This is a genomic window from Streptomyces sp. 549, assembly GCF_030124175.1.
In the GTDB taxonomy this organism is placed as follows: domain Bacteria; phylum Actinomycetota; class Actinomycetes; order Streptomycetales; family Streptomycetaceae; genus Streptomyces.
In genome coordinates this window covers 38,624-60,373 of record NZ_JASKMT010000031.1, presented here as the reverse complement: position 1 = coordinate 60,373, position 21,750 = coordinate 38,624, and the positions used below count along the sequence as shown (strand labels likewise).

The following is a 21,750-nucleotide window of genomic DNA, read 5'->3' as shown; positions in this document are numbered from 1 at the left end:
CGATCAGTCGGGTGAGCAGGGCCGCCGCGCCCGCGGAGGTGGCCCACATCCCTCCCGCGGGCATCTGCGCATCCGGGACGTTCGCCGCTTCGAGAGTCGAATCCATGCAGAGGGCGCGTAGGCCGCCGGGCGGGCGCTCGGACCGGAGGCAGGTCCGACGCCGGTCCGGTACCGGCCCCGGAACGCACTTCGGGCCGCGGCGCCTGGACGGGACCCTCAGCCCGCCCGGCACCGCAGCCCGGAGCGATCGGAGACCCGGGCGCAGTCAGGGCAGAGAGCACCATGGATCTCGGTTCTGCCCTCCTGTGCGGGGAGAGCAGAAGTATCAGTGCCCCATTGTGGACTAGACCACTGGGGTCTGTCCATGGCGGAGGCGGGGTGCTTCGCGCTGTGCACGTTCGTTCACGGTGTGCAGAGGTTGAACGCACTGACCCCCGTCCAGGGGTTCCTGTGTTGATTCTTGCGCACAAGCGCGCTCAAGGACAGAGGGCGGACGCGATGTGGTTGAACGGGGTGCCGCACCCGCCGGTTAGGCTCCCTGAGTGCCCTCCATGAACGATCTCGTACGCCAGCACACCGCCCTGGGTGAAACCGACCTGGAATGGCTTCACCTGCTGGTCTCCGAGTGGCAGCTGCTGTCCGACCTGTCCTTCGCGGACCTGGTGCTGTGGGTGCCCACCAGGGACGGCACCCGGTACGTGTCCGTCGCGCAGATGCGCCCGAACACCGGTCCGACCAGCTACCAGGACGACATGGTGGGCCACCTGGTGCCGCGGGGCCGCCGTCCGCTGCTGGACTCGGCGCTCGACGAGGGCCGGATCGTGCGCGAGGGCGACCCGGAGTGGCGCGAGGAGGTGCCGGTGCGGGTGGAGTCCATCCCGGTCCGCCGCGAGGGGCGGGTGCTGGGTGTCATCGCCCGCAACACCAACCTGCTCACGGTCCGCACCCCGAGCCGGCTGGAGCTGACCTACCTGCAGAGCGCCTCCGACCTGGCGCAGATGATCGCCGCGGGCACGTTCCCCTTCCAGGGGCAGCAGGTGGACATGGACGCCTCCCCCCGGGTCGGCGACGGACTGATCCGGCTGGACGCGGAGGGGCATGTCCAGTACGCCAGCCCCAACGCGCTCTCCGCCTACCACCGCCTGGGCCTCGCAGCGGACCTGGTCGGCATGCACCTGGGGCAGGCCACCGCCGAACTCGCTCCCACCCGGGGCGCGGTGGACGAGTCGCTGGTCAAGCTCGCCAGCGGCTGGGCGCCGCGCGAGGCCGAGATCGAGGGCAACGACTGCGTGGTGCAGCTGCGGGCCATCCCGCTCAAGCCCAAGGGCACCCGCATCGGTTCGCTGGTGCTGCTGCGCGACGTCACCGAACTGCGGCGGCGCGAGCGGGAACTGATCACCAAGGACGCCACGATCCGGGAGATCCACCACCGGGTGAAGAACAACCTCCAGACCGTCGCCGCGCTCCTGCGCCTCCAGGCGCGGCGCATCGGGGCCAGCGGCGACAACAGTGCCCGGGAAGCGCTGGAGGAGGCCGTGCGCCGGGTCGGCTCGATCGCCATCGTGCACGAGACGCTGTCCCACAACCTCGACGAGCGGGTGGAGTTCGACGACATCGCCGACCGGGTGCTGGCCATGGTCGCGGAGATCTCGCCGGGCCGGGTGGTGGGCCGCCGCACCGGCCGGTTCGGGGTGCTCGACGCGGAGATCGCCACGCCGCTGTCGATGGTGCTGACCGAACTGCTGCAGAACGCCCTGGAGCACGGATTCGGGCCCGGCGAGCACGGCACGGTCGAGGTCGGCGCGGTGCGAGGCGGGGGAGTGGGCCGCGAGGAGGCCCGACTGCTGGTGAGCGTGCAGGACAACGGCAGGGGGCTGCCGGAGGGCTTCGACCCCCGCACGGCCGGCAACCTGGGCCTGCAGATCGTGCGCACCCTGGTCGAGGGGGAGTTGGGCGGCACCTTCGACATGGTGCCGGCACCCGAGCGCGGCACCCGGGTGGTGCTCGACCTGCCGGTGCCCGCCGGCAGCCGCTGACGGGACGGCGGCCCGGCTCGTCGGCCGGACCCGTCGGCCACGGCTCGGGGCGTCGGCGCACGACTGAGCCCCGGCCCGTTCACCAGGGTGACGGGCCGGGGCTCAGGGTTGACGTGTGCGGGGCGCACCGGGAACTGCGCGCTGCGGCTCGGGGCTGCGGGGGGCCGTGCTGGGCGTCAGGCAGTTGCCTTGCGCGCCCGGTTGCGGGCGGCGCGGCGCTTCATCGCGCGGCGCTCGTCCTCACTGAGGCCACCCCATACACCGGAGTCCTGACCGGACTCCAGGGCCCACTGCAGGCACTGCTCCATGACGGGGCAGCGGCGGCAGACGGCCTTGGCTTCCTCGATCTGCAGCAGCGCAGGACCGGTGTTGCCGATGGGGAAGAAGAGCTCGGGGTCTTCCTCGCGGCAAACGGCGTTGTGACGCCAGTCCATGGCTGCTCCATCTCCTACGTATTGCGGCTGTATTGCTTGTGAATGTGAACGCTTTCACGAATCCCCACACAAGGGAAGGGGGTGCCCTGTGAATGTGATGTGGGTCCCACTGAGTATGTGGAGGGGATTCCGGCTCTCAAGGGGCCCACCTGAAGGGCTGTCCCGATCGCCATGAAGAGACTCGCAAACCTCGGCTGCGGATACAACCCCTTCTGGCAAGTTTTTTTTGATTCATTGGTGTCGCCTGGCTCACAGCCGTACTTCTAGTGGGTGGAGGCTGGCCTAAACGTTCGACTGTAAGGACTTTCGGCCGTTCGACTTACACAATCACACGCAGTGCACGGCGTACGCCTGTGAAGGTCACGCTGGAACGCAGTCCCAGGTGGTCACCGTCCACCTGAAACGGCAGTGGAACCTGCGAATGCAAGGTGAAGTCGGTTTCGTCGTGCAGGCTGACCGCGTGCTTGCCATGTGGCCCCCGACCTGGGGCGGAAGCCAACAACTGGGTCCCGTAACGGGTGACGGCCCCGGGGGAGAGCCGGGCGAGGCCGAGTACATCGAGCGCGGTGTCGAACGAAGCCTTAGGCGCCGCATACACCGGACGGTTCCCCAGATACGTCCAGGGAGCCGTGTTGCAGACTATGGACAGCACCAGCCCCTCGACCGGATCGGCGCCCGGCCGCTCCAGCGTGATCGTGCCGTGTCTGCGGTGCGGTTCGGTGACGAACTGCCGCAGCACCTGCCGCACGTAGAGGGCATGGGTCGAACGCTTGCCGCGTTCCCGCTGCTTCTCGACCCGGCCCACGACACCCGCGTCGAACCCCAGTCCCGCGCAGAAGGTGAACCAGCGGGCCGGCACCTCCGCGTCGACGCTGTCCGGTGTCCCGGCTGCCCGGCCCAGGCCGATCGTGCGGGTGCGCCGGGCCTCCAGAGCGTCCAGCAGCGCGCCGGTCGCCTCCACCACCTCGTTGGGCAGCCCCAGCGCCCGGGCGAACACGTTCGTCGAACCGCCGGGCACCACCGCCAGGCCGGGCAGTCGCTCGGGATCGGGGCCGCCGTGCAGCAGGCCGTTGACGACCTCGTTGACGGTGCCGTCCCCGCCGAGTGCGATCACCAGCTCGATCTCGCCGCCCTCGGCGGCCTGCCGGGCCAGGTCGCGGGCGTGCCCGCGGTACTCGGTGGTGGCGACCTCCAGCTTCAGGTCGCTGGCGAGGGCGTGGGTCAGCACGTCGCGGGTGCGTGCACTGGTGGTGGTTGCTTTGGGGTTGACCACGAGGAGGGCACGCATGGTGAGCAGATTACAGACAGCCACCCCTGCAAGCGCCACCCCGGCCCGCTCTGCGGACACCCGCCCCCCGATACCCTGGCGCGGTGAGCAAGGACCCCTCTCCCAGCGCCGCGGGCGACAGCGGCACCGCCGGCACGGACACCACCGCGGCCCGCCCCCTGCGGATCACGCTGGCCGCCGCCCTGCTGGCCCTGGAGGGCCTGGCGGTGGCCGGCGGCGGCCTCATCATGCTGGTGCTGCTGCTCGCGGGCAGCAGCCCGGAGAACGCCACCCAGGCGCTGGCCGGCTCCGTGACGGCGCTGCTGCTGGCCCTGCTGCCGCTGCTCACCGCGCGCGGGCTGTGGCGGCTGCGCCGCTGGAGCCGCAGCCCGGCGGTCTTCGTGCAGCTGCTGGCACTGCCGGTGGGTTGGACGATGGGCAACGGCCAGGGCGCCTGGGTCGCGGGCGGGCTCGCGCTGGCCGCCGTGGCCATCACCGTGCTGGTGTGCCTCTTCCACCCGCGCAGCAACGCGGCACTCGGCGCGACCGGCGCCCCGGACGCCTGACGTCCCCTTGCGGGGCGCAGTCCCTCTGCCGGAGGCGGGAGGAGGGGGCCGGAGGCGGGAGGACGGGGGCCGGAGGGGGACGTGGGAACGAGGGCGGCCGCAGGCTCCGGAAGGGGGCCTGCGGCCGGTGTCTCACTCCCGGTGTCTCACTCCTCGACGAGCAGCCGGTCGCGCAGCTGCGCCAGGGTGCGGGCGAGCAGCCGGGAGACGTGCATCTGCGAGATGCCGACCTCCTGGGCGATCTGCGACTGGGTCATGTTGCCGAAGAAGCGCAGAAGAAGGATCTTCTTCTCACGCGGGGGCAGCTCCTCCAGCAGAGGCTTCAGCGACTCGCGGTACTCCACGCCCTCCAGGGCGTCGTCCTCCGCGCCGAGGGTGTCGGCGACGGCCGGGGACTCGTCGTCGGTGTCCGGCACGTCCAGCGAGAGGGTGCTGTAGGCGTTGGCCGACTCCAGCCCCTCCAGCACGTCCTCGTCGGAGATGGCCAGCCGCTCGGCCAGCTCGTGCACGGTCGGGGCCCGGCCGTGCTGCTGGGACAGCTCGGCCGTCGCCGTGGACAGTGACAGCCGCAGCTCCTGCAGCCTGCGCGGGACCCGGACCGCCCAGCCCTTGTCCCTGAAGTGACGTTTGATCTCACCGACCACGGTGGGGGTGGCGTAGGTGGAGAACTCCACGCCCCGGTCCGGGTCGAAGCGGTCCACCGACTTGATCAGGCCGATGGTGGCCACCTGGGTCAGGTCGTCCAGCGGCTCGCCGCGGTTTCGGAAGCGCCGGGCCAGGTGCTCCACGAGGGGTAGGTGCATGCGCACCAGGGTGTTGCGCAGCTCGGCCCGCTCCACCGAGCCGACGGGCAGGTCGCGCAGCTCGTAGAAGAGGGCCCGCGCCCCGCTGCGGTCCTGCGGGTCGGCGGGGTGCCGGCCGTTCCGGTTCTGCGTGGGGTGCTGGTCCATTGCCTCCGCCCGCTCCGGCTGCTCCACTCGCTGACTGGGGTCGGCCGGGTGCGGCCGGGCATTCTGCTCCGGGATCGCCGAGTCCGCCGCCATCTCGTGACGGCCGACCGGCGCCTCGTGCCCCAGGTCGTTCATACCGGCCCCCTCGTCCCGTGCCGGCCCCTCGGCATCCGTCACGATGCCCCGGGGCCAGCGCCGCGCTTCTTGTGCAGGCTGATGCTGACCGTGCGGTCCTCGGCGACCGTGGAGTCGACCTCCCCCGCGAGGGCGGAGAGCACCGTCCAGGCGAACGTGTCACGCTCGGGCGCGCGGCCATCTGTGGTCGGTGCCGAAACGGTCACTCTCAGTGAGTCTCCGACCAGTTTGAAGACGCAGCTGAGCACACTGCCCGGCACCGCTTGCTGGAGCAGGATCGCGCAGGCCTCGTCGACCGCGATGCGCAGATCCTCGATCTCGTCGAGGGTGAAGTCCAAGCGGGCCGCGAGACCGGCCGTGGCCGTTCGCAGCACCGAAAGATAGGCACCCGCCGCGGGCAGCCGAACCTCGACGAAGTCCTGCTCCCCACCTACGATCTGGGACACCCTCACCTCCAAGGTGGCACAATCTGGTTGAGCTGCCACGAATACCGGATCACCACCCCCCTGAGTGCCGGGGGCGGCCGTCCGAAAGCGGCAGACGTTTCGCCTGCGACGCTATCGCGATCCGTGGCATGCTGTCGCCTGGACGGAAGCACGCCACCTCATACCGTGAGCGTCACCCATAGTAAACATACGAGTACTGTGTGTGGCTACCCTTTTCGGGTACCAATTCCGGCAGTATCACGCAGCGTTGCCGTCGGCGTCCGCCGCGAGTCTGCGCAGCGGCTCACCCGTCATCCGGAACACCGTCCACTCGTCCATCGGCTCCGCCCCGAGCGAGCGGTAGAAGTCGATCGACGGCTTGTTCCAGTCCAGCACCCACCACTCGAAGCGCTCGTAGCCGCGCTCCACGCACAGCGCGGCGAGCGCCGCCAGCAGCGCCCGGCCGTGGCCGGCGCCCCGGGCCGCGGGCCGCACGTACAGGTCTTCCAGGTACACGCCGTGCGTGCCCGTCCAGGTGGAGAAGTTGCGGAACCAGCAGGCAAAACCCACCGGCTCGCCCGCCTCGTCCTCCGCGACCAGGGCGTAGACGGCCGGCTCCGATCCGAACAGCGCGTCGTGCAGCTGCTGCTCGCCGGCCCTGGCGTGCTCCACCGCACGCTCGTACTCCGCGAGTTCGCGGATCATCTGCCGGATGACCGGGACGTCGGCTGGCGTGGCTGCTCTGATCATGGCAGGAGGCTATCCGGTGACGACGGCGGCGATCGTGCCGCCCGGCGGAAGGGCCCCCTCCTCGGCCAGCGCGGTCAGACCGAACAGCATCTTCGCCACGTACACGGGCTCGGCCGCCAGCCCGTGGCGGCGGTGGAAGTCCACTGTGAACTCCTCCAGCTCCGGAGTGCCGCGCGCGTAACCACCGCAGTGGAAGCGCTCGTCCAGCCGCCACTGACCGCGGACCCCGCCGAAAGCCGCCCGCTGCAGTGCGGTCACCTCGGTGGCGAGGAAACCGCCCCGCAGCACGGGGAAGCCCACCGCGGGCGGGCCGCCCGCGGCCAGCCCGGCCAGCGTGCCGCCGGTGCCGCAGGCCACCGCCACGAGATCGGCCCGGCCCAGCAGCTCCGCGCCCAGCTCCGCGCAGCCGTGCACCGCGGCGGCGTTGCTGCCGCCCTCGGGGACCAGGTGGAAGGCGCCGAACAGCCGGTGCAGCTCCTCGGCGAGCCCGGGGTCGGCACGGCGCCGGTACTGGGCGCGGGAGACGAAGTGCAGCCGCATCCCGTCGGCCCGGCAGCGGGCCAGGGACGGGTTCAGCGGCCGGTCGGCCAGCTCGTCGCCGCGGACCACGCCGACGGTGTCGAACCCCAGCAGCCGTCCGGCGGCGGCGGTGGCCCGCAGGTGGTTGGAGTACGCGCCGCCGAAGGTGAGCAGCGTGCGGTGGCCCGCGCGCACGGCGGCGTACAGGTTGGGCACCAGCTTGCGCCACTTGTTGCCCGGCAGCGCCGGATGCACCAGGTCGTCCCGCTTCAGCAGCAGCCGCAGGCCGCGCCGAGCGAAGCGCTCGTCCCTGACCTCCTCCAGCGGGGAGGGCAGCCGCGCGCCCAGGCCGTCCAGCACGGACGCGAGCGCCGACTCGGGCCCGGTGGCCGGCTCGGGGCTGGTGGCCGGCTCGGGCCCGGGACTCGGCTCGTGGCGGCGGGCGGCGGTCATGCCCCGATTGTCACCGCAACCGCTTCCCGATGCGCTCCCGCATGGCGTCCATGGTGAAGCCGCGCGGGTCGATCTTCTGGTTCGTCCACTCCAGGTGCCCGATCACGGACCGCTCGTTCCAGCCGTGGCGCCGGCAGATGGCCGCCGAGGCCCGTTCGATCGCCTCCAGCTGCGCCGCCGGCCACGGGTCGCGGCCGTCGCCGAGGTTCTCGCACTCGAAGCCGTAGAAGCGGCTGTTCCCGTCGGTGTCCCGCCGGGCCGGCGGCGGGGTGCGGCGCTCGGCGATGACCGCGCGCAGCACGTCGGAGTCGCCCAGGCCGGCGTGGTTGGCCCGGCCGTGGCCGACGAGGTGCACGCGCCCGTCCTTGGTGATGACGCCGTGGCACAGCGGCCCCGGCAGCCCCGGGTGACCGTCCCGGCAGAGCTGCACGGTGCGCTGCGCGCCGCTGGTGACGGTGTGGTGGATCATGACGCCGTGGACCGGGCCCCAGGCGCCCTTGTGGTTGCGGTGGTGGGTGCGCCAGTTCCCGGACTCGACCACGTGCAGGCCGCTCGCCCGCAGGATCGTCAGCATGGTGTTCGCGGTGATGGGGGTAGCCATGTTCTGCTTGTACCGAAACGTCTGATCTCTCGCCAGGTCCGCACCGCGGACGGCACGCGCGGGGCGCGTGAGCCGGTACGCACCGGGCCGGACGTTTCCGGCCGCCGTGCCACGCGTCCACGCAGGCCGGAGCGGGCTCGGTGGCGCCGGGCCGCCCGCCGGGTGACTAGAGTCGTCCGTATGGACGTGCTTCCCCTTGACCCTTCGGTGCCACCGCTGCACTGGCGTTCGGTGTCGAAGAACCCGGTGCCCAAGCGGGTGGTCGAGGCCGACGACCGGATGACCGCCGACGCCGCCTTCAAGAGCGTGTGCGAGGGCACCGCGCTGCTCTGGCGCGGCGACTACCCCGGCGCCCGGCAACTGCTGGCGGCCATGGGCCGCCGCGCGGACCGCAGCACCCCGGTCGCCGCCGACGACGCCCGGGAGGCGTTCCACCTGCACCGGCGTGCCCAGGGCCGCCGGGCCAGGCTGCTCGGCATGCTGCTGGTCCCCGTCGACGCGGACCACCGCGTGCCGCTGAAGCGGGCCCCCGACGTGCGCGCGGCGTGCGCCGACGCCTACGGCCCGCCGGACGCGGACGACCCGGCCTTCGCGGTGTCGCTGCGCGAACTGCTCGGGGTGGTCGGCGCCCACGAGTGGCGCCGCAAGGGTGTGCCGGTACACGCCCTGGGCGACGACCGGGTCCACCCGCACTACGGCGTCTTCGCGCCCGTCCGCGACGAGTACGTGGACCTGGTGGCCCGCGCCCCGCTTCCCGACGACCACTCCGCGGCCTACGACGTCGGCACCGGCACCGGCGTGCTCGCCGTGCTGCTGGCGCGGCGCGGCGTGCGGCACGTCATCGCCACGGACCTGGACGAGCGGGCGCTGGCCTGCGCACGGGAGAACGTCGAGCGGCTCGGCGCGGCGGACCGGGTATCGGTGGTCGAGGCCGACCTGTTCCCCGAGGGACGGGCCCCGCTGGTGGTGTGCAACCCGCCATGGCTGCCGGCCAAACCCGCGTCCGCCGTCGACCACGCCGTGTACGACCCCGGCAGCCGCATGCTGCGCGGCTTCCTCGGCGGCCTGGCCGGGCGGCTGGCACCCGGCGGCGAGGGCTGGCTGGTGCTCTCCGACCTCGCCGAGCACCTGGGGCTGCGCACCCGTCAGGAACTGCTCGACCTGGTCGACGCGGCCGGACTTCGGGTGCTGGACCGGCTGGACGCCCGTCCCACACACCCGCGCGCCACCGACATCGCGGACCCGCTGCACGCCGCGCGGGCAGCCGAGACCACCTCCCTGTGGCGCCTCGCGGCCGCACACTGACCCGTCGGCGGACTGACCCCGCCCGCACACCCCGCCCCGCTCACCCCGCCGCGCACCCGCCCGACGTGCCCGGGCTCGCGGGCGTGCGGCGGGGCCGGGCCGCCTCACCAGCCGGTCAGCAGCACCTCCTGCCGCCCGGCCCGGTAGCCGGCGACGGCCTCGGCGGTCGGGGCGACGGCGTCGGCCGGGACCGCGTCCAGCGGTACCCAGGCCACCCGGGCGTGCTTCTGCGGTTCCGCGTTGTGCGGCTCGCCCGTCCACCGGTCGGCGGCGAACACCACGGTCAGGTAGCCGCCGGGTGCCTCGACGCCCCGCGCGCCGTGCACCACGTGGGCGAGCCGCAGGTCCGCCGGATCGACCCGCACACCGGTCTCCTCCAGCAGCTCGCGCACCGCGGCGTCCGTCACCGCTTCACCGGGCTCGCACTTGCCGACCGGCAGGTCCCAGCGGCCCTGGGCGAACTTCGCCCGCGGTCCGCGCTGCAGGAGCAGCACCCGGTCGGTCGCGCGGTCGTGCAGCAGCACCGCCGCGACCAGCAGGGACAGCGAGCGGTCAGTGGGCGTCGGCATGGCGGGCCTCTCCAGGCGGTCTCACGGGGATCTGCGGCGGACCCACCCTGCCACCCCGACGCCAGGCGCCGCCGCCGGTTCTCCACTGGTGCGGCCCCCGGCGAACGCCCGGCTCAGTGGGCCGTGCCGAGCGTGCCCGCCAGGTCGAGGACGCTCGGCTCACTCGCCCACAGCCGGTCGACCCGGGCGATCTCCGCCCTGTCGGGGACGGCGTTGGTGCAGGAGGTGCCGGCGCCGCCCCCGGACATCAACTCCGAGCAGGGCCCCCCGTAGTTGTCCGTCAGCCCGAGCACATGGCCGGTCTCGTGCGCGGTGATCCGGGTCGCGTCGTAGCGCCGCGTCTGCCGGTGGTCGAGGAGGATCCAGCCGGTGCCCCGGCCGTCGGTGTAGGCGTACGAGCCGCGCGCACTGTCGCCCTGGCGGTACCGGAAGTCGGCGTTGCCGCCCTCCTGGAGCCGCACGCTGCTCACCGAGGAGTTCCAGATCCGGGCGCTCGCCGCGATCTGCGAGCGGTAGCGCGGCGCGAGGGCGGTGTCGTAGGTGACGGTGACGACCGGCGTCCGCGGGCGGGCCGCGTGCTTCTCCCGCGCCGAGTCCATCACGGTTTCGAAGAACGCCCGGTTGGCGGACCGGTCCTCGGCGTCCGGCCCCGCGAACCGGGCGTGGCCGTCAGCGCCGGGAGCCGCCGCGGCGCTGTTGGGCGGGACGGCCGAGCGGGCGGGCGCGGAGGCGGAGCGGTGCTCCGGCCCCGGGGCGGCCGTCGCGGGCGCGATGGCCGCGCTCGCCACCAGGACCAGGCCCAGCACGGCCGAGAGGGCCGTTCCGGCGTAGGGCATGGGGGATCTCCTTCCTCCGGCGGCCGCCGCCGGACGCCCTGAGGTGGGGGCGGCGGCCGTGGAGGCACCGGACGGGCGTGTGGTCCGAGCCGGGCGCCGGACAGGCCCGGGGCCCGGCGGACGACGTCGGTCGGCGGTGGCTTGCGGCTATACCCCGCGGAGGCCTCCCGGTAATCAGCGGTCCGCGGGTAATGCCCCTGGCAGGCGCCCGTTCGGCGCAACCCCGCCGCACTCTGGTGTACATGTCAGGACGCCGCTTATGCTCCCGGCGTGGAGCTCGAGGTCAGGCATCTCCGGGCGCTGTGCGCCATCGCCGACGCCGGCAGTGTGCGCAAGGCCGCCCGCCGGCTCGGTATGAGCCAGCCCTCCCTCACCACCCAGCTGCGGCGGATCGAGAACGCGCTCGGCGGCCAGCTGTTCGTCCGGGAGCGCACCGGCTGCCGCCCCACGCCGCTGGGGCGGTCGGTGCTCAGCCGGGCCCGGCCGATCCTCGCCGACATGACGGCGCTGGTCGCCGAGGCCAGGGACGACGCGGGGCACGGCGGCGGGCAGCGGCTGCGGATCGGCAGCACGGGAACCACCGGCAGCCGTGCCGTCGCGGGCTGGCTCCGCCTGCTGCACGACCGGTGCCCCGAATGGGACACCACGATCCACATCGACGTCTCCGCCAACACACTGCTGGGCATGGTCGCGGCCGGTCAGCTCGACGCCGCCTTCGTGCACGAGGTCGAGGGCTGCCCGCTGCGGGTGCCACCGGGGGTCGCCAACCGGGTGCTCGTGGAACGCGAACCGCAGTTCGTCGCCCTTCCCGTGGACCATCCGGCAGCCGCCAAGCGCGAGCTGCGGCTCGCCGACCTGGCGCAGGACCGGTGGATGGTCGACCCGACGGCCGACGGCGAATGGGACGGCCTACGGCGGATCTTCGCCGCCGCAGGCGTCAACCCGCGGGTGGAACTGGGCGACTACCTGACCGCGGGCGACCTCGTCGCGGCCGGGCAGGTGGTCATCGCCTGCCAGCCGACGGCCCGCGCGCGGCCCGGCATGGCCATCCGGCCGCTGCTCGGCGACCCGCTGGCGGTGCGCCTGCTGATGGCCGTGCGCAGCGGCCCCACGCAGAGCAACCGGCTCGACGTGGTCTTCGCCGCGCTGCGGGACGCCTACATCGAGGTGGCGCGGGCCAACGACGCCTACAGCGGCTGGCTGGAGCGCCACGCCAGCCCGCTGGTGGCCTGAGCCCGGCACCGGTCGTAGTCCGGCAGCCGGTCGCAGTCCGGCAGTGGCGGCCCGACGCGTCCCGGGCACGCCCCCGCCGCTGCCCTGGGACCGCCCGGCCCGGCGCGTTCAGTCCTTGCCGAACTGCACGGCGTACTCCTTCAGCAGCTGCGTCTGCCGCCTGCCCACCTGCGTCTTCGGCTGCTCGCCGGCCAGCGCCGACTTCAGCATGTCCAGGCAGATGTGCCATCCGGCGGCGTTGCGCACGGCCCAGTCGGCGTCGGTGAAGCTGTTGGTGAAGACGAGCCGGCAGCGGTCCTCGTGCTCCTCGTCCACGGACAGCTCGATGCGGATCGGGTCGCCGTCCCAGGTGAACGCGAACACCTGCTCCGGCACCACCTCGGTGATCGTGCCGGTGGTGGGCGGGTCCTCGTCACCCTCGAAGGTGAACGTCAGGCCCTGACCGGGTGCCAGCTCCTCGTACGCCACCCGGGCCGGGAACCAGCCGGCCAGCCTGTCGGGGTGCGACACCGCCTCCCAGACGTCCGCCACGGAATGGCGGTAACCGCGCTCGAAACGCAGTGTGTGCAGGTCCCCTTCGGTGTGCAGCGTTGTCGCCACGTGCTCTGTCCCGCCCTCTTCGTCGCCTTGTCCTACCGGATCGGCCAGCCTATCCGCCACCCGTTGCCCGTCCACTCGCCCACCTGCGGCCCACCCGATCGAGGGTCCACCGCGGCCGTCGGCGGACGTGCCGCAGCACCCGGCTCCGGACACGGCGGGTCGCCGTTCGGGCCGGACCAGGCCTTCTTGGTCTCCTGGTGCTCGGCCGGGTCCGCCAGGTCGACCCGGACCGAGCGTGAGCCGGGGTGTGCTGTACCTGGGCGAACGGGGGCCTGGTTGCCGCTGCCGGACGGGCCGAGGCTGGGGGCACCACCTACCCGCCCGGGCGCGTCGCCCGGGCCCGAGGAACAGGACCTCTCCGTTGATCCCCTACGACACCACCAGTCCGGTTGCGCTCGAACAGCTCCGGCGGCGGGCCGACGACCCGAAGCGGCGAGTCCTCCTCACCGCCGCGACCATCGTCACCATGGACCCCGAGCTGGGTGTTCTTCCCGGCGCAGATCTGCTCGTGGAGGGAGACACGATCACCGCGATCGGCTCCGACCTCAGCCGGGACGGCGCGGTGGTCATAGAGGCTGCCGGCACGATCCTCGCGCCGGGCTTCGTCGACACGCACCGGCACGCCTGGGAGACGCAGCTGCGCCGCATCATGCCGGACGTCGACGACCTCGGCGCCTACGTGATGTCCACCCTTGCCGGCCATGCCACCGTCTACCGGCCCCACGACATGTACGTGGGCACCAGGCTGGCCGCCCTGACGGCGATCGACAGCGGCATCACGACCATGCTCGACTTCTCGCACAACTCCCGCACCGCCGAGCACTGCGACGCCGCGGTCCAGGGCCTCATCGACACCGGAATCCGCGGGGTGCACGCCTCCATGGGCCCGCACTTCGGCGACTGGGACAGGCAGTGGCCCGCTGACCTGGCGCGTCTCAAGGACAACTACTTCACCGGCGGCGACCGGCTGCTGACCCTGCGCCTGGCAGCCCTGGCCACCGACGAGATCGCCGGGCCTGCCCTCGCCTACGGCGTCGAACTCGCCCGTACGGCCGAGGAGCTGGGCATCGGTGTCAGCGTCGACGCCGTCTTCGGCGCCTCCTCCTCCCGGGCCGTTCTGGACTGGGCGAAGGACGGCATCCTCGGTCCGGACCTCACCCTGATCCACGCCACCGGCCTGACCCCAGAGGCATGGAAGGCGATCGGGGAGAGCGGCACCACCATCGCCCTGGCCCCCACCTCCGATGCCCAGATCGGGCTGGAGACCGCCATCCCCGCGATCGACGAGGCCCTGTCCGTCGGGGTCCGGCCCGGTTTGAGCATCGACGTCGAGGTGGCACTGGCCAGCGACATGTTCACCCAGATGCGGGCCCTGCTCGCCATCCAGCGGATGCGCGCGGTCAACGCCGCCCACGGCACCGACCGGCAGCCGTCGCGCATCACCACCCACGACGTCCTGGACTTCGCCACCCTTCAGGGCGCCCGAACCAACGGCCTTGCAGACGTCACCGGTTCACTCACCCCTGGCAAGAAAGCCGACCTGCTGGTCATCCAGGCCGAGGACCTCAACAACATGCCGCTCAACGATGCCGTCGGCACCGTCGTCCTCGGCTCCGACACCCGCAACATCAGTGCCGTTCTCATCAACGGCAAGCCCCGCAAATGGAACGGCAAGGTCCTCGATGTCGACCTGGCCGTCCTGCGCGAAGAGGTCCACGCCTCCCGCGAACACATCCTCAACGCTCCCGCCGCCTGACCCCGGCCGCCTTCCCGCTCCCGAAGTGGCGAGCCCCCTCCCGCTCCCGAGGTGGCGCAGCCGTTCCGGCGAACCTGCGGCACCTCCACGTCACTGCGCGCTCATCGCCCGCGGTGCGAGCGCCAGGCAGGTCCAGCTCGTGGTCGGCCAGGCGTCCGCCGTCATCACGCTGCGGATCCACGCGCATCTGTGGCCGGGCGAAGAAGACCGCACCCGGTCCGTGATGGACGCCGTTCTCGGCGGCCTGCGGACCGGGTGCGGACAGATAGCCGACATGACCAGCGAAACCGCAGGTCAGACGGCCCAATCGAAGATCAGGCCTTCTTCGTCTCCCAGAAGATCTTGTCGATCTGGGCGATGTAGTCCAGCGCCTTCTGGCCGGTCGCCGGGTCGGTGCTGCCCTTGGCGGCGGACAGCGCCTTGAGCGCGTCGTTCACCAGCTGGTGCAGCTCCGGGTACTTCTCGAAGTGCGGCGGCTTGAAGTAGTCGCTCCACAGCACCGACACGTGGTGCTTGGCGAGCTCCGCGCGCTCCTCCTTGATGACCGTGGCACGGGCCCGGAAGTGCGGGTCGTCGTTGGCCTGGTACTTCTCCTGGACGGCCTTGACCGACTCCGCCTCGATGCGGGCCTGCGCCGGGTCGTAGACACCGCACGGAAGGTCGCAGTGCGCGCTGACCTTCACCGTGGGCGCGAACAAGCGGGAAAGCATAGGGCTGTCCTTCCTCGTGATCGTCTTCTCCCGTGCGACATTACTCCTTACGGTGGCGGTTTTTGCGGTGGGCCCCGGGGGACCAGGACCAAAGTCGGAGGCCGTTCGCACGGACGGTGGAGCGAACAGAGGGGGCTGAGCGTGCTGCGGCGAATCGGGCTGGCCGAGGTCTACAACCCGTCGATGCTGCCGACCCTGCGACCGGGCGACCGCCTGGTGCTGCGCTACGGCGGCCGGGTGCGCTCGGGGCGCGTGGTGGTGCTCAGGCACCCCTTCCAGCACGACCTGCTGGTGGTGAAGCGCGTGGTGGGCCGCCGTTCCGCCGGCTGGTGGGTCCAGGGCGACAACCCGGCGGTGGTCAATGACAGCCGTGAGTTCGGTGCGGTGCCGGACGACCTGGTGGTCGCCACCGCGCTGGTGCGGTTCCGTCCGCCGGCGGGGCTTCAGCGAACGCCGGGCTCACTCGCGGGCTGGTTGCTGTCCGCGGTGCGTCCGCTCCCGCGCCGCTTGCGGGCGCGGTAGGCCGCGACGTTCGCGCGGGTCGCGCAGCGGTCCGAGCAGTACCGCCTCGACCGGTTGGTGGACGTGTCCAGGTAGGCGTTCCGGCAGGGTTCGGCCTCGCAGACGCCCAGACGGTCGACGCCCAGGTCGGTGAGGCTGAACGCGAGTCCCATACAGGCGATGGCGGCGTAGCCCGCGCCGGCGTTGGCCGGGCTCTCGGCGAGGTGCATGTGCCACTTCGGGTTGCCCTCGTCGTCGCGGTACTCGTGCCCGGCGATCTGCGGGCTCGCCGGGTACTCCATGAGCAGCGCGTTCAGCAGGTCCACCGCGCGGATCTCGTCGCCCTCGGCCGCCGCCGTGAAGACGGCCCGCAGCCGGGTGCGGACCGCGCGCAGCCGCGCCACGTCGGAGTCGGTGGCGCGGCGGGCGGCCTGCCGGCTCTCGCCGAACAGGTCCCGTACGGACTCGACGTCGGTCAGGTGCTCCTCGCCGCGCTGCGGCTGCTCGGAGTTCACCAACCGCACGGCGAAGTCCGCGTAATGGGTCAGCTCCACTTGTGATCCTTACGGCCTGCTACTAGGGTCGGGCGAAAGACTGAGTAAGGGTCGTTCTTCAGTCCAGCCTATTACGCATCGGAGAATCTGATGACGGACACCGTCGCACACCCCGACTGGGCGGCATGGCAGAACAGCTGGGACCGCCAGCAGGAGTGGTACATGCCCGACCGCGAGCAGCGGTTCATCACCATGCTCGACGCGGTCGAGGCGCTGGTCGGCCCCGAGCCGCGGATCCTCGACCTCGCCTGCGGCACCGGCAGCATCACCGGCCGGACGCTGTCCCGCTTCCCCGGGGCCCGCAGCACCGGGGTGGACCTGGACCCAGCGCTGCTGGCCATGGCCCGCGGCCACCACTCCGGCGACGAGCGCGCCACGTTTGTCACCGCCGATCTGCGCGACCCCGACTGGCCGCAGCGGCTGCCGCACCGCGACTACGACGCCGTGCTCACCGCCACCGCGCTGCACTGGCTGCGTACCGACGAGCTGGCCGTGCTGTACGGGCAGCTCGCCGGGGTGGTGCGGGAGGGCGGGGTCTTCCTGAACGCGGACAGCATGCCCGACCCCGACACGCCGCTCATCAACAAGGCCGTGCACGCCTACGACAAGGCCCGCAGGACCCGGGAGAAGGAGGCCGGGGCCGAGGACTGGACGGACTGGTGGCAGCGGGCCGCAGCCGACCCGCACCTGGCGCGGGCCGTCGCCGAGCGGTTCGCCCTCTTCGGCGACCCGGCCGACGGCGACCACGCCGACGGGCAGATGCAGCCACCCCGGTGGCACGCGCGCACGCTGGTGGCGTCCGGCTTCAGCGAGGCCCGCACGGTCTGGGCCTCGCCGCGCGACTCCATGGTCCTGGCCCTGCGCTGAGCGCCCCGCGCTGACTGCCCTGCGAGCTGCTGCGGACGCACGAAGGCGGTGCGCGGCCCCCGGGGGCCGCGCACCGCCTTCGTCATGCCTGGAGACCGGCCGTCAGCGGCGGGCGACGCCCTCCGCGCGGGCGGCGGCGGCCACCGCCGCGGTCACCGCCGGGGCGACCCGCTCGTCGAACGGCGACGGGATGACCCGGTCCGCGCTGAGCTCGTCCGCGACGACCGCGGCCAGCGCCTCGGCGGCGGCGATCTTCATGCCCTCCGTGATGCGGGAGGCCCGCACCTGGAGGGCGCCGGCGAAGATGCCGGGGAAGGCCAGCACGTTGTTGATCTGGTTGGGGTAGTCGCTGCGCCCGGTGGCCACCACGGAGGCGTACTTGCGAGCCACGTCGGGGTGGATCTCCGGCGTCGGGTTGGCCATGGCGAAGATGAACGACCCCGGCGCCATCCTGGCGACGGCCTCCTCGGGCACGGTGCCGCCGCTGACCCCGATGAACACGTCGGCGCCGTCCATCGCGGACTCCAGCGACCCGGTCCGGCCGCCCTTGTTGGTGAAGCCGGCCAGTCGGCGCTTGACGTCGGTGAGGTCCTCGCGGTCCGCGGAGACGATGCCCTTGCGGTCGCACACCGCGACGTCGCCGATACCGGCCTCGACCAGGATCTTGGCGATGGCGACACCCGCGGCACCCGCTCCGGAGATCACCGCACGCAGCTCGCCCAGCGGGCGTCCGCTCAGCAGCGAGGCGTTGCGCAGCGCGGCCAGCGTCACCACGGCCGTGCCGTGCTGGTCGTCGTGGAAGACGGGGATGTCCAGCCGCTCCTGGAGCCGCTGCTCGATCTCGAAGCAGCGCGGTGCCGAGATGTCCTCCAGGTTCACCCCACCGAAGGAGGGCGCCATCCGGACCACGGTGTCGATGATCTCGTCGGTGTCCTGCGTGGCGAGCGCGATGGGGACCGCGTCCACGCCGCCGAACTGCTTGAAGAGGATCGCCTTGCCCTCCATCACCGGCAGGGACGCCTCCGGGCCGATGTCGCCCAGTCCGAGCACCGCGCTGCCGTCCGTGACGACCGCGACGACCTGGGACTTCCAGGTGTAGTCGTGCACGAGTTCGGGCTGTTCGGCGATGGCGGTGCACACCTTGGCGACGCCGGGTGTGTAGGCCAGGGACAGGTCGTCCGCGTCACGCACGGGCACTGTCGCCTGGACCGCCATCTTGCCGCCACGATGCAGAGCGAAAGCCGGATCAATGGCCTCCTCGTCCAGATCACTCTGCGGATTGACGATCTCCGCTGCCACTTTTTGACCCCTTTTATGTCGAAATGCCGAGGGTACCGCTGCCTGGTTGGGGAGCGGGCGGGCACTGCGTCCGCTGCCTGTCCGGCGGATATCCACCGTCAAGGGGGAGGTGCGAACGCCGGGCGCGCCGCACACGCGCCCTGTGTCCCCGGGTGAGGGGTGTAACTGACCTTTGTACCGGATGCCCACCGCTGCGGACGAGTGACTTCCAGGACTCCGTCCGGGGAGCGGCCGACGTGCCGCCGCCGACGCATCGGGCAATGCTGCACATAGCCCCTACAGGTCGGTCGAGTATCCACTCTGTGACACTCTGGAACGTGATGAAGCTCTCATTACGGTCACGGAGGGCCAGGAAAGGGCCGCTCATGACCGTCCGCTGTCCGATGCCCGATCTCCGTTATCCGATTTTGACATCTTCTACCCCCTGAGGTGCGGTGTCCGGATGGCAAGATTCCCCCCATTACGCAGGGTCGCGACGTTCGCTCGTGTGCCCCGGCCCACCGGCCGCCCCTCGTTCCGCAGGAGGACCCACCATGACCGCACGTACCACCCGCCGCCCGTCCGCTCGCCGCAGGCTCGGTGCGGCCGGAGCCATCGCGGTCACGGGCGCTCTGCTGCTGACCGGCTGCGGCGACCAGACCGAGGGCGGCGGTAGCGGCGACGGCGGCAAGACGGAGACCAAGGCCTCCGACGCCCCGCTGTTCGACAAGCTGCCGAAGAAGATCCAGGACGCGGGCGTCATCAAGGTCGGCTCCGACATCGCCTACGCGCCGATGGAGTTCGACGACGGCGGCGAGGCCGTCGGCGTGGACGTCGACATCGCCAAGGCGCTCGGTGAGCAGCTCGGCGTCGAGGTGAAGTTCCAGAACAGCACCTTCGACAACCTCATCCCGGCCACCCAGACCGGCCGCTTCGACATGATCATGTCGGCCATGACGGACACCAAGGACCGCCAGGAGGGTCTGGACGACGGCAAGAAGGTCAGCGACGGACTGGACTTCGTCGACTACTTCAACGCCGGTGTCTCCATCCTCGTCCAGAAGGGCAACCCCAAGGGCGTCGAGAAGCTCGACGACCTCTGCGGTCAGACGGTCGCCATGCAGCGCGGCACGGTCAGCGAGGCCATCGCGGAGGAGCAGAACAAGAGCTGCGACAAGCCGATGAAGGTCCTCAAGTTCGACAAGGACACCGAGGCGCTGCTCCAGGTCAAGCAGGGCCGTGCGGTGGCGGACCTCAACGACTTCCCCGTGGCGGCCTACAACGCCAAGACCGCCGGCGGCGGCAACGACTTCGAGGTCGTCGGCGAGCAGATCGACGAGGCCCCCTACGGCATCGCCGTCACCAAGAAGAACACCGAGCTGCGCGACGCACTCAAGGAAGCCCTCGACGCCATCATCGAGAACGGCGAGTACGAGAAGGTCCTCAAGGAGTGGGAGGTCGAGCAGGGCGCAGTCGACAAGGCCGTCATCAACGGCGGCAAGTGACCCTCCGCCCCCTCCACCCGTACCCGCAGCAAAGGTAGTCTCCCGTGCCCGACCCTCACGACAAGCGCCCAAAGGCGGTGTCCGTCCGCAAGTCCGGCGGCGCCGCGGCGGACCAGGGCGGCGGCTCCGTCCCGCCCGAAGCGATCAAAGCCATCCCGATCCGCCACTACGGGCGCTGGGTCAGCGGAGTCGTCGTCCTGGGCCTGCTCGGCCTGATCGGGGTGGCGTTCTCCAACGCCCAGATCAACTGGAGCATCATCCCGGACTACGTCTTCGCCGAGCGCTTCGTGGAGGGCGCCGGCAAGACCCTGGGCCTCACGGTGCTCTCGATGGTCATCGGCGTGGTGCTCGGCATCGTGCTCGCGATCATGCGGATGTCGAAGAACCCCGTCACCTCGGCCGTGGCCAACGGTTACATCTGGATCTTCCGCGGCACGCCCGTGCTGCTGCAGCTCCTGCTCTGGTACAACCTCGCCCTGATCTTCCCGATCATCAACCTCGGGTTCTACCGGGACGAGATGACCGACTTCATGACGCCGTTCATGGCGGCCCTGCTCGGTCTCGCGCTGAACGAGGCCGCCTACATGGCCGAGATCGTGCGAGCGGGCATCCAGTCGGTCGACGAGGGCCAGACCGAGGCCTCCCAGGCGCTCGGTATGAGCCGGGCGCGGACGCTGCGGCGGATCATCCTGCCGCAGGCCATGCGGGTGATCATCCCGCCGACGGGCAACGAGTTCATCAACATGCTGAAGACCTCGTCGCTCGCCTACGTGATCACCTTCGGTGAGGTGACCCGGGTGGCCATCGACGTCTCGTCCTCCTCGCTGGCCGTGATGGAGATGCTGTTCGTGGCGGCGATCTGGTACCTGATCATGACCACGGTGTTCAGCATCGTCCAGTTCTACATCGAGCGGCACTACGCGAAGGGCTCCCTCCGCCAGCTGCCACCGACCCCGTTGCAGAAAGTCAGAGCGCAGCTTCTCTCGCTGCGCGCTCCTAACCAGGTTGGAGGGACCGGCGCATGAATCCGATGGTGAAGGCGGAGAGCGTCCACAAGTCCTTCGGCCCGGTCGAGGTGCTCAAGGGCATCGACCTGGAGGTGGCGCCGCGTGAGGTCTTCTGCCTGGTCGGCCCCTCCGGCTCCGGAAAGTCGACCTTCCTGCGGTGCATCAACCACCTGGAGCAGGTCAACGCCGGCCGCCTGTACGTCGACGGCACGCTGGTCGGCTACCGGCAGAAGGGCGACAAGCTCTACGAGCTGAAGGACCGCGAGGTCGCCGCGCAGCGCAAGGACATCGGCATGGTGTTCCAGCGCTTCAACCTGTTCCCGCACATGACGGCGCTGGAGAACGTCATGGAGGCGCCGATCCAGGTCAAGCGCGAGTCGAAGGCCGTCGCCCGGGAGCGGGCGCGCAAGCTCCTCGACCGGGTCGGCCTCGGCGACAAGACGGGCAACTACCCGACGCAGCTCTCCGGCGGCCAGCAGCAGCGTGTCGCCATCGCCCGCGCGCTGGCGATGGAGCCGAAGCTGATGCTCTTCGACGAGCCCACCTCGGCGCTCGACCCGGAGCTCGTCGGTGAGGTGCTCGACGTGATGCGCGACCTCGCCGAGTCCGGCATGACGATGATCGTCGTCACCCACGAGATGGGCTTCGCCCGCGAGGTCGGCGACTCGCTGGTGTTCATGGACGACGGCGTGGTCGTCGAGTACGGCAACCCGCGTGACGTGCTCGGCAACCCGCAGCACGAGCGGACCAAGAGCTTCCTCTCCAAGGTGCTCTGACCCCGGGCGCAGAAGCGCGGCGTTTCGAGACGCGGAAGTCGAGGCGTGGCATTCGAGGCGCGCCAAGGGGCGGTACCCGGCGGACAGCCGGGTACCGCCCCTTACCGCTGCCGGTTC

At 71.5% G+C, this 21,750-nt stretch carries 23 protein-coding genes and 1 pseudogene; 11 read left to right on the top strand and 13 right to left on the bottom strand.

From position 1 onward, the window contains the following. Nucleotides 1-551 precede the first annotated feature (551 nt). Nucleotides 552-2,036, top strand: a complete 1,485-nt coding sequence (locus QNO07_RS24425) for a histidine kinase N-terminal domain-containing protein (protein WP_283994524.1) — start codon at nt 552-554, stop codon at nt 2,034-2,036. A gap of 176 nt (nt 2,037-2,212) precedes the next feature. Here QNO07_RS24425 and QNO07_RS24420 read toward each other — a convergent pair whose 3' ends face one another. Both QNO07_RS24420 and QNO07_RS24415 read right to left on the bottom strand, forming a co-directional pair. Next, the gene (locus QNO07_RS24420; protein WP_028427873.1) at nt 2,213-2,470 is read right to left on the bottom strand and encodes a WhiB family transcriptional regulator; all 258 of its coding nucleotides are present in this window, start codon (nt 2,468-2,470) and stop codon (nt 2,213-2,215) included. Nucleotides 2,471-2,789: 319 nt separating this feature from the next. After that, a complete protein-coding gene (locus QNO07_RS24415; RefSeq protein ID WP_283994523.1) occupies nt 2,790-3,758 on the bottom strand; it encodes a diacylglycerol/lipid kinase family protein in 969 nt (322 codons plus the stop codon). A gap of 83 nt (nt 3,759-3,841) precedes the next feature. Here QNO07_RS24415 and QNO07_RS24410 point away from each other — a divergent pair, with 83 nt between their 5' ends. Continuing rightward, a complete protein-coding gene (locus QNO07_RS24410) occupies nt 3,842-4,303 on the top strand; it encodes a hypothetical protein (RefSeq protein ID WP_283994522.1) in 462 nt (153 codons plus the stop codon). A gap of 146 nt (nt 4,304-4,449) precedes the next feature. Here QNO07_RS24410 and QNO07_RS24405 read toward each other — a convergent pair whose 3' ends face one another. From QNO07_RS24405 to QNO07_RS24385, 5 genes are all read right to left on the bottom strand, one after another. Next, on the bottom strand, nt 4,450-5,538 hold the full coding sequence (locus tag QNO07_RS24405) for an RNA polymerase sigma factor SigF (RefSeq protein ID WP_502961925.1): 1,089 nt from the start codon (nt 5,536-5,538) through the stop codon (nt 4,450-4,452). Beyond that, nucleotides 5,427-5,834 carry an ATP-binding protein gene (locus tag QNO07_RS24400; RefSeq protein ID WP_283994521.1) on the bottom strand — a complete coding sequence of 136 codons (408 nt, stop codon included), beginning with the start codon at nt 5,832-5,834 and terminating at the stop codon, nt 5,427-5,429. The genes QNO07_RS24405 and QNO07_RS24400 overlap by 112 nt, the downstream gene beginning before the upstream one ends. Before the next feature lie 237 nt (nt 5,835-6,071). Beyond that, nucleotides 6,072-6,563, bottom strand: coding sequence for a GNAT family N-acetyltransferase (locus QNO07_RS24395; RefSeq protein WP_283994520.1), 492 nt, complete (start codon nt 6,561-6,563; stop codon nt 6,072-6,074). Nucleotides 6,564-6,572: 9 nt separating this feature from the next. Next, entirely contained in the window at nt 6,573-7,535 is a 963-nt protein-coding gene (locus QNO07_RS24390; protein WP_283994519.1) for a 1-aminocyclopropane-1-carboxylate deaminase/D-cysteine desulfhydrase, read from the bottom strand. A gap of 10 nt (nt 7,536-7,545) precedes the next feature. After that, nucleotides 7,546-8,136: an N-acetylmuramoyl-L-alanine amidase gene (locus QNO07_RS24385; RefSeq protein ID WP_283994517.1), complete on the bottom strand. Its 591-nt coding sequence runs from the start codon at nt 8,134-8,136 to the stop codon at nt 7,546-7,548. 180 nt (nt 8,137-8,316) lie between these two features. Here QNO07_RS24385 and QNO07_RS24380 point away from each other — a divergent pair, with 180 nt between their 5' ends. Then, the gene (locus QNO07_RS24380) at nt 8,317-9,441 is read left to right on the top strand and encodes a 50S ribosomal protein L11 methyltransferase (RefSeq protein ID WP_283994516.1); all 1,125 of its coding nucleotides are present in this window, start codon (nt 8,317-8,319) and stop codon (nt 9,439-9,441) included. A 104-nt stretch (nt 9,442-9,545) separates the two neighbouring features. On the opposite strand, the gene QNO07_RS24375 is transcribed toward QNO07_RS24380, so the two are convergent. Next, nucleotides 9,546-10,010 carry an NUDIX domain-containing protein gene (locus QNO07_RS24375; protein WP_283994515.1) on the bottom strand — a complete coding sequence of 155 codons (465 nt, stop codon included), beginning with the start codon at nt 10,008-10,010 and terminating at the stop codon, nt 9,546-9,548. 113 nt (nt 10,011-10,123) lie between these two features. Next, complete coding sequence (locus QNO07_RS24370; protein ID WP_283994514.1) at nt 10,124-10,846, bottom strand: snapalysin family zinc-dependent metalloprotease; 723 nt, start codon at nt 10,844-10,846, stop codon at nt 10,124-10,126. A 270-nt stretch (nt 10,847-11,116) separates the two neighbouring features. Between QNO07_RS24370 and QNO07_RS24365 the strand changes: the two genes are divergently transcribed. Continuing rightward, entirely contained in the window at nt 11,117-12,079 is a 963-nt protein-coding gene (locus QNO07_RS24365) for a LysR family transcriptional regulator (RefSeq protein ID WP_283994513.1), read from the top strand. A gap of 108 nt (nt 12,080-12,187) precedes the next feature. Here the strand turns inward: QNO07_RS24365 and QNO07_RS24360 are convergent, their stop codons facing one another. After that, the gene (locus QNO07_RS24360) at nt 12,188-12,679 is read right to left on the bottom strand and encodes an SRPBCC family protein (protein WP_283994511.1); all 492 of its coding nucleotides are present in this window, start codon (nt 12,677-12,679) and stop codon (nt 12,188-12,190) included. 361 nt (nt 12,680-13,040) lie between these two features. Here QNO07_RS24360 and QNO07_RS24355 point away from each other — a divergent pair, with 361 nt between their 5' ends. Continuing rightward, nucleotides 13,041-14,435 (top strand): amidohydrolase family protein, encoded by a 1,395-nt coding sequence (locus tag QNO07_RS24355; protein ID WP_283994509.1) that lies wholly within the window; start codon nt 13,041-13,043, stop codon nt 14,433-14,435. A 97-nt stretch (nt 14,436-14,532) separates the two neighbouring features. Further along, nucleotides 14,533-14,739, top strand: a pseudogene (locus QNO07_RS27615) (tyrosine-type recombinase/integrase); the annotation flags it as partial. Nucleotides 14,740-14,749: 10 nt separating this feature from the next. On the opposite strand, the gene sodN reads toward QNO07_RS27615, so the two are convergent. Next, nucleotides 14,750-15,145, bottom strand: coding sequence for a superoxide dismutase, Ni (gene sodN / locus QNO07_RS24350; protein ID WP_283994507.1), 396 nt, complete (start codon nt 15,143-15,145; stop codon nt 14,750-14,752). Between the two features lie 141 nt (nt 15,146-15,286). Between sodN and sodX the strand changes: the two genes are divergently transcribed. After that, nucleotides 15,287-15,667: a nickel-type superoxide dismutase maturation protease gene (sodX, locus tag QNO07_RS24345; RefSeq protein WP_349636875.1), complete on the top strand. Its 381-nt coding sequence runs from the start codon at nt 15,287-15,289 to the stop codon at nt 15,665-15,667. Here the strand turns inward: sodX and QNO07_RS24340 are convergent. Further along, nucleotides 15,589-16,200: a CGNR zinc finger domain-containing protein gene (locus QNO07_RS24340; protein WP_283994506.1), complete on the bottom strand. Its 612-nt coding sequence runs from the start codon at nt 16,198-16,200 to the stop codon at nt 15,589-15,591. The two genes, sodX and QNO07_RS24340, sit on opposite strands and share 79 nt — an antisense overlap. Before the next feature lie 90 nt (nt 16,201-16,290). On the opposite strand from QNO07_RS24340, the gene QNO07_RS24335 reads away from it, so the two are divergent. Continuing rightward, complete coding sequence (locus tag QNO07_RS24335; RefSeq protein ID WP_283994505.1) at nt 16,291-17,067, top strand: class I SAM-dependent methyltransferase; 777 nt, start codon at nt 16,291-16,293, stop codon at nt 17,065-17,067. Nucleotides 17,068-17,169: 102 nt separating this feature from the next. Here the strand turns inward: QNO07_RS24335 and QNO07_RS24330 are convergent, their stop codons facing one another. Continuing rightward, on the bottom strand, nt 17,170-18,366 hold the full coding sequence (locus QNO07_RS24330) for an NAD(P)-dependent malic enzyme (RefSeq protein WP_283994503.1): 1,197 nt from the start codon (nt 18,364-18,366) through the stop codon (nt 17,170-17,172). A 533-nt stretch (nt 18,367-18,899) separates the two neighbouring features. Here QNO07_RS24330 and QNO07_RS24325 point away from each other — a divergent pair. The 3 genes from QNO07_RS24325 to QNO07_RS24315 are packed head-to-tail and all read left to right on the top strand — an operon-like array spanning nt 18,900 to nt 21,633. Next, on the top strand, nt 18,900-19,850 hold the full coding sequence (locus tag QNO07_RS24325) for an ABC transporter substrate-binding protein (protein ID WP_283994501.1): 951 nt from the start codon (nt 18,900-18,902) through the stop codon (nt 19,848-19,850). Nucleotides 19,851-19,894: 44 nt separating this feature from the next. Beyond that, nucleotides 19,895-20,875: an amino acid ABC transporter permease gene (locus QNO07_RS24320; protein ID WP_502961923.1), complete on the top strand. Its 981-nt coding sequence runs from the start codon at nt 19,895-19,897 to the stop codon at nt 20,873-20,875. Continuing rightward, nucleotides 20,872-21,633 carry an amino acid ABC transporter ATP-binding protein gene (locus QNO07_RS24315; protein WP_283994499.1) on the top strand — a complete coding sequence of 254 codons (762 nt, stop codon included), beginning with the start codon at nt 20,872-20,874 and terminating at the stop codon, nt 21,631-21,633. The genes QNO07_RS24320 and QNO07_RS24315 overlap by 4 nt, the downstream gene beginning before the upstream one ends. Nucleotides 21,634-21,750 lie beyond the last annotated feature (117 nt).